This window comes from Nocardiopsis salina YIM 90010, assembly GCF_000341025.1.
GTDB lineage: Bacteria > Actinomycetota > Actinomycetes > Streptosporangiales > Streptosporangiaceae > Nocardiopsis > Nocardiopsis salina.
The window spans coordinates 1-11,170 of record NZ_ANBF01000109.1; the positions used below are offsets into that span (position 1 = coordinate 1).

Consider the following 11,170-nt stretch of genomic DNA (forward strand, 5'->3'; position numbering starts at 1 on the left):
TACTTGACGGTGGCGCCGGACCCCGCGCAGTTGGCGCTGGAGATGCCCAGGAGGCCGATGGAGTTGCCGCAGGCGTTGACGGGCACGTCGGCGTCCACCACGGCCTGGTTGCCGGAGAGGACGCCGCCGTTGCCGGAGGTCGCGACGTCGCTGTCGGCCATGGCGGGCGCGCCGCTGAACAGCACACCCCCGGCGGCGGCAGCGATGGCACTGGCGGCGAGAGCCTTCTTCAACATGTGTCTCTCCTGAGGACCCGGCCCGTGTGGGGCGGAACCGGGTGTTGACTGTCAGTGGAAAGTCGAGCACACACGGTGCTCATGTGCCATTCAGGCACAAGTACCGACTGTTCGCGGGCGGAACCGTTGAACGTAATTCGGATGTGACCTGCAACGATGGCGAAGAGTGTCGTTTCGTGCCGTCTTGTCAGCACATGGAGGCCCGGGTTTCGGCCGCCGCGGGACAGACCTTCGGGCCGACCGAAGCACCCCCGGGCACGGCAGAGGCGCCACCCCACGACACGGGATGGCGCCCACACACCCACGCCCCCGCCGACCGGCCGCCCGCCAGGGCCCCTCGGGGCAGAGCCGGTCAGGCCGGAGCGTGCACACTCACGGAACTACCAGTTCTTGACGGTGGATCCGGAGTCCGTGCAGTTGGCGCCGGAGACACCCAGGATCGCGATGGAGTTGCCGCAGACGTTGACGGGCACGTCGGCGTCCACCACGGCCTGGTTGCCGGAGAGGNGGCAACGTCGCTGTTGGCCATGGCGGGAGCACCGGTGAACAGCACACCGCCGGCGGCGGCGACGATGGCACTGGCGGCGAAAGCCTTCTTCAGCATGTTTTCTCCTATGGACCGGCTCCCGTGGGGGAACCAACCGTCCGGAAGTCGACGATTTGTATGACTGCGAACACTCCCCGTGTTCAGGAACCATTGAGCCACATCCGGCGCCCCCATGGGCCCGGATTCCCCGAACTTTTTCCGGCCGTGACCTGGAGTTATAGCCCGGAGTGATATCGCATGTCGGACATGGCATGACCGACGGGCAGGAAATCAGCCCGCATATGTGCCATAGCTCACATGCGCCGCAGGGCACACATGCGACCCACACACGACGAAGCGCCGCCCCGCCGGAAGCGGGACGGCGCCGGGCGCAGCTACCTGGCGAGCGGTGCCCCAGGGCCTGGTTCGCGAACACCGGCCCACACCTTCACCCGCCACCACCCCCGACGGACGCCTCCGGCTCAGTACCCGTCGGAGCAACGGGAGGCGCCCACCGAACAAGCCTCAGTGCTTGACCGACGCCCCGGAGTCGGTGCAGTTGGCGCCGGAGACACCGAGCACGGCGACCGAGTTGCCGCAGACGTTGACAGGGACGTCGAGGTCGGCGACGAGCTGGTTGCCGGAGAGGACGCTGCCGTTGCCGGAGGTCACGACGTCGTCGGCAGCCATGGCGGGGGCGCCGGTGAACAGCACGCCACCGGCGGCGGCAACGATCCCACTGGCGGCGAGAACCTTCTTCAGCATGTCTTTCTCCTGAATGTCGGAGCTGAGGCGCCGACGGTTGCTTACGCTTTGCAGTAATGCGAACACTTTTTGTGTCCGCTGTTATTCAGCCACACCGCGGCCCAGGTGTGGCGATCACCGTCGGCGTGTCGCAGGACCGTGCCCGAAAAGCCTCAGGAGCTGCGGGGATCGTGCCGACCACGGGTCAGCGTCGCGCGGGTCGCCCAGCGCTCCGTGCCCGCGTCGGGGTTCCGTGCCCGGCGCCCGTGAGTGATGAGGGCGTCCAGGACGGAGCGCGCGTGACCGGGCTCCAACCCGTGGGCGCGGCCCTCGGCCGGCCCGGGCGGGGTGTCCGTGCCCACGGACAAGCGGCCGGTGAACCGTGACAGCGGGCCCTCGGACAGGCGCAGGGCCTGCACACGTTCCACCGGGACCACATCCGTGACCCGGCAGAAGACCCCGTGGGTTGTGACGAACAAGTGCTCATCGGCGCCGGCATCGCTGTGGTACGGGCCTCCGCCCGGGACCAACGGCACCGCCACCGCGTCACTGTCCGGGAAGACCTCGTTGACCAGGGCGAACGCGCGGCGGCGGGGCGCCACCGGGAGCAGGGTCGCCGAGTCGCCCTGCCGTGCGCCCGCGTAACCGGCGACGTTGGCCTCCACCCGAGCGACGCCGAGGGCCCGCCACAGGAGCGGTTCCACGACGCGTACGGCCTGGACCCGGCCGGGCGGCACCGTCTGCATCCGGCGCTGGAACATGCCGTAGCGCAGGCGGAGCCCGTCCCCGGAGGTCGAGGCGTAGAAGTCGGTGTAACGGGTGAGCGGGCCCCAGAAGTGCCGCAACAGACCGAGCACGAGCGGGACGACCGCACCGAAGACCCCCGGTTCCCCAAATACCACACCTGCGGTGAGCAGCATCAACAGCGCCATGAAGGAAAGCAGGACCGGGACCCGGAAGAGCAGCGCGCCCAGCAGGAGTGGGAACGGCAGGCGGTAGAACGGCCACTCGGGGGCCTCGGGCGCGCGCCCGGGGAGACCCGCGGCATGTGCAAGGATCGCGACGCGCAGGCGTTCGGCGAGGTCGTGGCGCAGACAGCGGAGGCGGACGACGCTGCCGTCGCCCCCGGCCAGTTCCACGCGGAGTTCAGCCAGGCCGAAGACCTGCATGAGGAGCGGCCGCACCACGTCGACGGCCTGGAGCCGGCTGAGCGGTATCTCCCGGGAACCGCGCAGGACGAGGCCGCTGTGCACGACGAGGTGATCACCGCGCAGCCCGAACGTGGCATACCACCAGGCGGGCAGGCAGTACGCGAGCGCACCGAAGGCCACCCCGACCGTCATCATGAGGACCCAGTCGAACCCGAACAGGCCCAGGATCGGCCCAGCAAGTGCGACGAAAACGATGGTGACCGCGATGACCTGGAACGGGACGGCGAACCAGTGGGCGCGGAAGACACCCGTGGTGACGTCCTGGAGCGTGCGGGGCATCGGGGCTGCGTGCCACTGCCCCTGGGGCGCGGGCGGCACGGTCTGCGGCGGAGCCCATTGCGCGGCGTGCGGGCCGTGCGACGAGGTGGGACCGTGCAGGTACTGCGGAGGGCCCTGACCCTGCGGAGGGCCCTGGGGCCGGTGCGCCCATCCCCCGGGCGGCGGGCCGGGAGGTGGCCCGGGAGGTCCGGTTGGCGGGCCCTGCGGCGGGCCGGGCGGCGGTCCTCCCCCGGGTACCGACCATCCTTCGCCGGGCCGCGGCGTTCCCCCGTGCCCGCGGTCGGCATCCCCTTGTTCCGGCTGTGCTGGTCCGTGCAACTACAACCCCGTCGAGAAGCTCTCGCTGCGCGCCGCGAGGCGGCCCCGCAGCTGGACGGCCTGCTCCAGCGGCAGACCCAGGACCCTGGTGTCGGCGGTGCTGGCCGCCGTGCGGATGCGGACCGTGGCGATCCCGAACGCCTGTTCCAGGATGTCGGCCGTCATGTCGACGACCTGCATGCGCCCGTAGGGGACCACGACGAGCTGGCGGAGCAGGACCCCGTAGGTCAGGTACAACTCCGACTGCCCTTCGACGAAACCCCAGGAACGCCGGAACGCCCCGGCCACGAACCAGCTGACGACGAACGCGACCAGCACGGCCGCGCCCCAGGCCAGAGCCCAGGACCAACCGGCCCAGACCAGGGCCATAATGCCTCCCAGGACACCCACCATCAGGCAGACGCCCGCGGCGATCACGCGGCGGTACCACGCCAGAGCCCCGGGCACCCGGTTCCAGTGTGTGCCCTCGGGCGGGTCGAAGGGCCCCGGGGGCCGCGCTGGCCCGGGCGTCACGTACGGCGGATTCGGCTCGCTGCTCTCCACGAGGCCAGTCAACCATCCGTACGCAAGCCCCTGGAGGACCCTCCCGGGCCGCGTTCCCGGGCCGGGAGGGTCAAGCCGCGGCGTCGTCGTCCCGTTCGTCGTCGGGAACGCGGCACGAGTGCTCCAGGTACAGCGCGGCGCCCAGCAACAGCGCGGCTGCGGCCGAGGTACCCAGGGCGTTGAGGAACACCTCGCGGTGCACGGGCAGCGCGAGGGTCTCCACCAGGGGCAGGGCCAGACCGACGAAGAAACCCGCGGCGAGCGCGGCGAGCACCACGCTCGCCTTGGCCAGGGCCAACAGGCGCGCTGCACTGAGCGGCTCCATGGGTTCGGTGCCCGGCGCGCGGTGGATCCGGCGCCGGGTCCGGGACGCCGTGAACAGCTCGGCGAGCGCCAACAGGAGCAGGGTCGGGATGGCCGACCACGGCACCAGCGGGATCCCGGCCACGAGCTGGTTGGCCAGGAGCCCCAGCAGTACCCCACACACCGCGAGCAGCGCCGGCAGACGCCATCCCGTGGGAGCGATCCGGTCCTGGGGCTCGTCCTCGGCCATCACGTCCCCCGCGGCAGGGACAGCGCCAGGTCGTCCCGGCGCTGCAGTTCCTGGTCCTCACCCAGGCCCTCGAGCAGGTCGGCGACGCTCCCGTGTCCGGGCAGCTCGGCCCCGGGGGCAGCCTCCGACCACGGGCGCAGCACGAAGGCACGCTCGTGTGCGCGCGGGTGCGGAAGGGTCAACACAGGGTCGTCGGAACGCGTGTCACCGAAGCCGATGACGTCCACGTCCAGGGTTCGGGGCCCCCAGCGCACCTCGCGGACCCGGTCGAAGTCCTGCTCGACGCCCTGGGCCCGGGCCAGCAGCGCGCGCGGCTCCTCGTCGGTCTCCACGACCAGCACAGCGTTGAGGAACGCACCCTGCTCGGGCCCGCCCACCGGCGCGGTCTCGAACACCGGCGACAGCGCCACCGCCCGCGGCGCGCCCGGCCCCGAGAGCAGCGCGTCGACCGCGCCCTGCAGCGTCGCCCACCGGTCGCCCAGGTTCGACCCCAGGGACAGTACAGCCGTGGTCACCGTTCCTCCTCCCGACGCCTGTCGACGGTCACAGCCACGTCCGCGAACTCGTGCTCGATGGGCGCGGACGGTTTGTGCACGGTCAGCTCCACGCGTTCCACGAGCGGGGCGGCCAGGCACACCCGGGCCAGGCGTTCGGCGAGGGTCTCGATCAGGTCGACGGGTTCGCCCGTCATGACCTCCACGAGCCGGTCGGCGAGCACCCCGTAGTGCACGGTGTCCTCGACCCGGTCGGAGGCCGCAGCGGTGGCGGCGTCCACGTGCAGAACCGCGTCCACGACGAACTCCTGGCCCTGGCGGCGTTCGAAGTCGAACACCCCGTGGTGGCCGACCGCCCGCAGCCCGCGCAGGGTGATGCGGTCATGCATCCGGGGTGCCCTCCCCCTCCTCGTCCTCCTCCATGAGGACGGGTGACGCGTGGTGGGACCACAGGCGCCACCCCTGCTCGGTGTCGACGAACAGGTTGGTGGTGACCACCTGGCCACCGGCGACGAACCCGGGGCTGTCGTCCTCGGCCGTGAGCACGTTCTCCTCGCAGGTGACCATCGCGATGTCGCCGGCCACCCCGATGTGCGTCTCGGTGAGCACGTACTGGATGTAGGTCACGTTGGCCATGATCAGCGACCAGGCCCGCATGATCTCGGTACGCCCGCGCAGCAGGGGCCAACCGGGGTTGACGCAGACGATGTCCGGGGCATCGTGCTCCTCGGCCCAGACCGCCTGCATCAGGTCGATGTCGCCGTTCTCGATGGCGCTGTAGAACTGCGCGTTGGCGTCGGCCACGCGCTCCATGACCTCCTGCCGCGAATTCACAGGCCACCCCGGGCGGTGGGGCGCTCGCGGCCCTCGGTCAGGCGGGCACCACCGTCGGACCAGGCCGAGGCCACCCGGACGGCGTCGGCGTTGGGGCGCACGTCGTGCACCCGCACCGCCCAGGCGCCCCGGTCGGCCGACAGGGTCGTGACGGCAGCGGTCGCGGCATCGCACTCGGTGAAGAGGCGGTCCTCGCCCTTGGGGTCACCGAGGAGCCGACTCAGGAAGCGTTTGCGGGACCCGGCCACCAACACGGGGCGGCCGAGCTCGTGGAACCGTTCGAGCTGGTGGAGCAGCGCCCAGTTGTGCGCCGGCTCGGGGCGTTTGGAAAAGCCCAGTCCCGGGTCCAGAACGATCTGGTCGGGAGCAACACCTGCACTGATCATGGCCTCCATACGATCACGGAGCTCATCGAGGACCTCCTGCACGACATCCGTGTACACGGCACGGCTCTGCATGTCATGACTATGCCCACGCCAGTGCATCAACACGTACGCCACACCGGAAGAGGCCACCAGACGGGCCATGTCGGGGTCGGCCAGCCCGCCGCTCACGTCGTTGACCAGAACCGCGCCGGCCTCGACGGATCGCTCCGCGACCCGGGCCCGCATCGTGTCCACGCTGACGGCCACACCACTCGCGGAGAGTTCGCGGACCACCGGAACGACCCTGCGCAGCTCCTCCTCGGCCGACACCCGTTGGGCACCTGGCCGGGTGGACTCACCGCCCACGTCGACGACGTCTGCCCCTTCCTCGACCAGGTGCAGACCGTGGTCGACCGCCCGGCCGTGGTCGAACCACGCGCCGCCGTCGGAGAAGGAATCGGGGGTCACGTTGACGACCCCCATGACCTGGCACCGCCCCTGTTCGGGCAGGCCCGGAACTGTGTAATTCGGCCCCATGGGGATCACCCTACGCGCAGGCGGAGGGGCCGGGAGCAGCTGCCCCGGCCCCTCCGGTCGGTCCTTCGTTCTTCGGATGTCGCCGCCTCAGCGGCGGTCCAGGATCAGGCTCATCGCCTCGGCCCGCGTGCGGTCGCTGGCCCGGAACGCACCCCGGACCGCGGAGGTCACGGTCTTGGCCCCGGGCTTGCGGATACCGCGCATGGACATGCACAGGTGCTCGGCCTCGACGACGACGATCACACCGCGGGGGTCGAGGGAGTCCATGATGGCATCGGCGACCTGCCCGGTCAGGCGCTCCTGCACCTGGGGGCGGCGCGCGTAGACGTCCACGAGCCGGGCCAGCTTGCTCAGCCCGGTGATGCGCCCGTCGGCGCCGGGGATGTAGCCGACGTGCGCGACCCCGTAGAAGGGCACGAGGTGGTGCTCGCAGGTGGAGTAGAGCTCGATGTCCTTGACCAGGACCATCTCTTCGTGGTCGGCCTCGAAGGACGTGGTGAGCACGTCCCCGGGCTTCTGGTCGAGACCGGCGAACTGCTCCTCGTAGGCCCGGGCAACGCGCGCCGGCGTCTGCTGGAGCCCGTCGCGGTCGGGATCCTCACCGATCGCGAGCAGGATCTCCCGGACGGCCTTCTCGATGCGGGCGTGGTCGACGGATCTGGGAGGAATGTCCTCGATCTCGCTCACGTGTCCCCTCCCTCGGTCTCGGCGGACGAGCCGGTGAGCTGTCCGTTGGGCGATGTTCCCTGGACCTCGGTGCCGTTGAGGCGCGCGAGCTCCTTCTCCGACCGCACGGGCGGACGGTCGGACGGCTGGCGCTTGCCGTACCCGGTGAAGGAGCCGCGCGAGGCGCGCTTCTCCACGGGGGCGAAGACCTCCAGCACCTGCGACTTGGTGAGCGTCTCCTTCTCCAGGAGCTGCAGCACGAGATGGTCGAGCACGTCGCGGTATTCCACGAGCACCTCGTAGGCCTCGTCGTGCGCGGACTCGATGAGGCGGCGGACCTCCTCGTCGATGACCGAGGCGATCTCGTCGGAGTACTCGGGGGCGTGCGACATCTCCCGGCCCAGGAACGGCTCGGAGCCGGAGGTGCCGAACTTGCGCGCACCCAGCCGCTCGCTCATGCCGTACTCGGTGACCATGTTGCGGGCCAGGCTCGTGGCCTTGTCGATGTCGTTGTTGGCGCCCGTGGTGGGCTCGTGGAAGACGAGCTCCTCGGACGCCCGCCCGCCCAGCATCATGGCGAGCTGGTCCATCATCTGCGAACGCGTGGTGAGGAACTTGTCCTCGGTCGGCAGGGACATGGTGTAGCCCAGGGCGCTGCCGCGCGGCAGGATCGTGATCTTGTGGACCGGGTCGGCGTTGGGAAGCGCGTGGCCGACGAGCGCGTGACCGCCCTCGTGGTAGGCGATGACCTTCTTCTCGTGGTCGGACATCACCCGGGTCTTGCGTTCGGGGCCGGCCATCACCCGTTCGATGGCCTCCTCCAGGAGGGAGTGGGTGATGACGTCTTCGCCCCCGCGCGCAGATAGCAGTGCGCCCTCGTTGATGACGTTGGACAGGTCCGCACCGGTCATCCCGGCGGTCTGGCGGGCGATGACGTCGAAGTCGACGTCCTCCGCCATCGGCTTGCCCTGGGAGTGCACCTTGAGGATGTCTCGGCGCCCATCCATGTCGGGGCGGTCCACGACGACCTGCCGGTCGAAACGGCCCGGTCGCAGCAGCGCGGGGTCGAGGATGTCGGGGCGGTTGGTGGCGGCGATGAGGATGACGCCGCCCTTGACATCGAAACCGTCCATCTCGACGAGCATCTGGTTGAGCGTCTGCTCGCGCTCGTCGTGGCCGCCGCCCATGCCGGCGCCGCGGTGGCGCCCGACGGCGTCGATCTCGTCGATGAAGATGATCGCGGGGGCGTTGGCCTTGGCCTGCTCGAACAGGTCGCGCACACGCGAGGCACCCACACCGACGAACATCTCCACGAAGTCCGAACCGGAGATCGAGTAGAACGGCACCCCGGCCTCACCGGCCACGGCGCGCGCCAGCAGGGTCTTACCGGTACCGGGCGGGCCCATGAGCAGCACGCCCTTGGGGATCTTGGCTCCCATGGACTGGAACTTCTCGGGGCTCTCCAGGAACTCCTTGATCTCGTGGAGTTCCTCGATGGCCTCGTCCGCACCGGCGACGTCGGAGAAGGTGTTCTTCGGGGTGTCCTTGGTGATGAGCTTGGCCTTGGACTTGCCGAAGTTCATCACCCGGGAACCGCCGCCCTGCATCTGGCTGAAGATGAACCAGAAGATCAGGATGAGGATGACCAGCGGCAGGAGGGTGAACAGCGCGGTCGTCCACACGGGGGTCGTGGCCACCGACACCTGGTAGGAGTCGACGTTGCCTTCCTCGCTGTCGGCCGACGCCTGGAGCATCTCCGCGAGCTGCGTTCCCTGGTCCTCGACCCAGTAGGCCTCGAGAACCTCGTCGCCCGTCGTCGTGAGCACGATGCGCTGGTCACGGTCGACGATCTCGGCGCTGACCACGTCGTTGTTCTCGACGAGCTGGTAGATCTCCGAGATGTCGGCCTCGCGCGTCTCGGGCCCGCCGCCGATGTCGAACACGCGGAAGCCGATGACGAGGACGAGGAGAACGGCCAGGATCCAGATCCACGGGCCGCGGAAAATACGCTTCAGATTCATGTGAGCGGTCCCCTGACGGGTCCGTCCCTTCTGACCAGGCAGCAGCCCGCACCGGAGGAGTTTCCGAAGCAGGACCTATCGGACACGTGCTCCCCGCGAAGTCGCCGGGATCATCGACGGTACACCTCACGTCGCCGGGCGGGCACACCGCACATTCGGAGCAGTGTCCCCCGCGGTCGAGGGGCGTGGGGCCGTCGAAGGAACCAACGACGGCGCCCCGCCGAGTTGTTCCCCGGACGGGTACAGGGACCGGGGTGAGACGGGCTACGCGCCCAACGTGTGGTGACCTACGCGTCGTCCTCGTAGACGTGCGGAGCGAGCGTGCCGATGAGCGGCAGGTTGCGGTAGCGCTCGGCGTAGTCGAGGCCGTAACCGACGATGAACTCGTTGGGCAGGTCGAAGCCGACGTAGCGCACGTCGAGGTCGACGTCGAAGGCCAGCGGCTTGCGGACCATCGTGCAGATCTCCACCGACGCGGGTCCGCGCGACTTGAGGTTGCCGACCAGCCAGGACAGCGTGAGCCCGGAGTCGATGACGTCCTCGACGATGAGGACGTCGCGGTCCTTGATGTCGGTCTCGAGGTCCTTGAGGATGCGCACCACGCCGGAGGAGGTGGTGCCCGCGCCGTAGGAGGAGACGGCCATCCAATCCATCGCGACCGGCGAATGCAGGGCCCGCGCGAGGTCGGCCATGACCATGACGGCGCCCTTGAGCACGCCCACGATCAAGAGGTCCCGGCCCGCGTAGTCCGCGTCGATCTGCGCGCCCATCTCCTGCAGGCGCGTGGTGATCTGCTCTTCCGTGACCAGGACCTTCTCGAGGTCCTGGCCCATGTCCTTGGCGTCCACGCTTCGTGTTCCTCGCTGCTGGGTTCCCCGTGTGCGGCACCAGGATAAACGCGGACCGAACCGACACCGTGCGCCAGTCATCTCCCGATGCTGATGCGGCCGCCGTTGCGGCGCCCACGCAGGCCGCCGGGCAGGTCGATGTGGGACTGGCCACGCCAGTCGGTCACCAGGCGGTCGAGCTCGCGCACGTGCCCGGCGTTGAGGTCGCCGGCGGGGCATCCGGCGTCGAGCGCGGCGCGGTGCAGGACCCGGGTACGCAGGGCGGGCGGGGCGGACTCGAGTTCGGCGACGGAGAGCCCTTCCGCTGGGTCGCCGCCGGCGCGGGAACGCACGTCCGCGGCGAGGCCGTCGAGGGTGTCGGCATCCGCACGCAGCATCCCGGCGGTACGGGCGAGCGCGCGTGCGATGCCCGGACCGAGGGTCTTCTCCAGGGCGGGGAGCGCGTCGTGGCGGACCCGGGAGCGGGAGAAACGCGGGTCGTGGTTGTGCGGGTCCTCCCACGGCGAGAGGTCCATGCACAGGCAGGCGCGGCGCACGGTCTCGCGGTCCAGTTCGAGGAACGGCCGCAGGTAGGCGCCGGAACGGGGCGGCATCCCGGCGAGCGAGCGAGCGCCAGAACCGCGGGCCAGACCGAGCAGCACCGTCTCGGCCTGGTCGTCCAGGGTGTGGCCGAGCAGCACGGCGGCGGGTGCATGGTCGGAGACCACGGCGTCGAGCGCGGCATACCTGGCGGTGCGGGCGGCCGCCTCTGGACCGCCCCGGCGGGCCACACGCACGGTACGCACCAACGCGGGGTCCAGGCCCAGATCCTCCATGGCCCCGGCGACGGCGACGGCGCGGTCGGCCGAACCGTCCTGCAACCCGTGGTCGACGGTCACACCACCGGCCCGGCGGCCGCGTCGGGGCGCCTCGAAGGCCAGGGCCCCGGCCAGCGCCAGGGAGTCGGGGCCGCCGCTGCAGGCCGAGAACACGGTGGTGTCCCGTGGCAGGGGGGG

At 70.3% G+C, this 11,170-nt stretch carries 13 protein-coding genes and 1 pseudogene; all 14 read right to left on the reverse strand.

The window, feature by feature from the left end; all coding sequences use genetic code 11:
• A partial coding sequence (locus D474_RS0112005) for a chaplin family protein (protein ID WP_017613811.1) occupies positions 1 to 236 on the reverse strand: 236 nt, incomplete at its 3' end.
• Positions 237 to 616: 380 nt separating this feature from the next.
• A pseudogene (locus tag D474_RS28435) lies at positions 617 to 840 on the reverse strand (chaplin family protein).
• A 447-nt stretch (positions 841 to 1,287) separates the two neighbouring features.
• Positions 1,288 to 1,527, reverse strand: coding sequence for a chaplin family protein (locus tag D474_RS0112015; protein WP_017613813.1), 240 nt, complete (start codon positions 1,525 to 1,527; stop codon positions 1,288 to 1,290).
• Positions 1,528 to 1,679: 152 nt separating this feature from the next.
• A complete protein-coding gene (locus D474_RS0112020; protein ID WP_017613814.1) occupies positions 1,680 to 2,996 on the reverse strand; it encodes a PH domain-containing protein in 1,317 nt (438 codons plus the stop codon).
• A 318-nt stretch (positions 2,997 to 3,314) separates the two neighbouring features.
• The gene (locus D474_RS0112025; protein WP_017613815.1) at positions 3,315 to 3,761 is read right to left on the reverse strand and encodes a PH domain-containing protein; all 447 of its coding nucleotides are present in this window, start codon (positions 3,759 to 3,761) and stop codon (positions 3,315 to 3,317) included.
• A gap of 166 nt (positions 3,762 to 3,927) precedes the next feature.
• Entirely contained in the window at positions 3,928 to 4,410 is a 483-nt protein-coding gene (locus D474_RS0112030) for a DUF3180 family protein (protein WP_017613816.1), read from the reverse strand.
• Complete coding sequence (folK, locus tag D474_RS0112035) at positions 4,410 to 4,925, reverse strand: 2-amino-4-hydroxy-6-hydroxymethyldihydropteridine diphosphokinase (RefSeq protein ID WP_017613817.1); 516 nt, start codon at positions 4,923 to 4,925, stop codon at positions 4,410 to 4,412. Before folK ends, D474_RS0112030 begins: the two co-directional genes overlap by 1 nt.
• Complete coding sequence (gene folB, locus D474_RS0112040; RefSeq protein ID WP_017613818.1) at positions 4,922 to 5,293, reverse strand: dihydroneopterin aldolase; 372 nt, start codon at positions 5,291 to 5,293, stop codon at positions 4,922 to 4,924. The genes folK and folB overlap by 4 nt, the downstream gene beginning before the upstream one ends.
• Entirely contained in the window at positions 5,286 to 5,738 is a 453-nt protein-coding gene (locus D474_RS0112045; protein ID WP_026118414.1) for a nuclear transport factor 2 family protein, read from the reverse strand. Before D474_RS0112045 ends, folB begins: the two co-directional genes overlap by 8 nt.
• A complete protein-coding gene (folP, locus tag D474_RS0112050; RefSeq protein ID WP_026118415.1) occupies positions 5,735 to 6,640 on the reverse strand; it encodes a dihydropteroate synthase in 906 nt (301 codons plus the stop codon). Before folP ends, D474_RS0112045 begins: the two co-directional genes overlap by 4 nt.
• Positions 6,641 to 6,727: 87 nt before the next feature.
• Positions 6,728 to 7,327 (reverse strand): GTP cyclohydrolase I FolE, encoded by a 600-nt coding sequence (folE, locus tag D474_RS0112055; RefSeq protein ID WP_017613821.1) that lies wholly within the window; start codon positions 7,325 to 7,327, stop codon positions 6,728 to 6,730.
• Positions 7,324 to 9,327, reverse strand: a complete 2,004-nt coding sequence (ftsH, locus tag D474_RS0112060) for an ATP-dependent zinc metalloprotease FtsH (RefSeq protein ID WP_017613822.1) — start codon at positions 9,325 to 9,327, stop codon at positions 7,324 to 7,326. Before ftsH ends, folE begins: the two co-directional genes overlap by 4 nt.
• A gap of 287 nt (positions 9,328 to 9,614) precedes the next feature.
• Positions 9,615 to 10,175 (reverse strand): hypoxanthine phosphoribosyltransferase, encoded by a 561-nt coding sequence (gene hpt / locus D474_RS0112065; protein ID WP_017613823.1) that lies wholly within the window; start codon positions 10,173 to 10,175, stop codon positions 9,615 to 9,617.
• Between the two features lie 77 nt (positions 10,176 to 10,252).
• Positions 10,253 to 11,164, reverse strand: a complete 912-nt coding sequence (gene tilS / locus D474_RS0112070) for a tRNA lysidine(34) synthetase TilS (RefSeq protein ID WP_086002942.1) — start codon at positions 11,162 to 11,164, stop codon at positions 10,253 to 10,255.
• Positions 11,165 to 11,170 lie beyond the last annotated feature (6 nt).

Coding starts and splice junctions, on each gene's coding strand:
- D474_RS0112015 (WP_017613813.1), bottom strand. CDS start 1,527: ATGCTGAAGAAGGTTCTCGCCGCCAGTGGGATCGTTGCCGCCGCCGGT.
- D474_RS0112020 (WP_017613814.1), bottom strand. CDS start 2,996: ATGCCCCGCACGCTCCAGGACGTCACCACGGGTGTCTTCCGCGCCCAC.
- D474_RS0112030 (WP_017613816.1), bottom strand. CDS start 4,410: ATGGCCGAGGACGAGCCCCAGGACCGGATCGCTCCCACGGGATGGCGT.
- folB (WP_017613818.1), bottom strand. CDS start 5,293: ATGCATGACCGCATCACCCTGCGCGGGCTGCGGGCGGTCGGCCACCAC.
- folP (WP_026118415.1), bottom strand. CDS start 6,640: ATGGGGCCGAATTACACAGTTCCGGGCCTGCCCGAACAGGGGCGGTGC.
- ftsH (WP_017613822.1), bottom strand. CDS start 9,327: ATGAATCTGAAGCGTATTTTCCGCGGCCCGTGGATCTGGATCCTGGCC.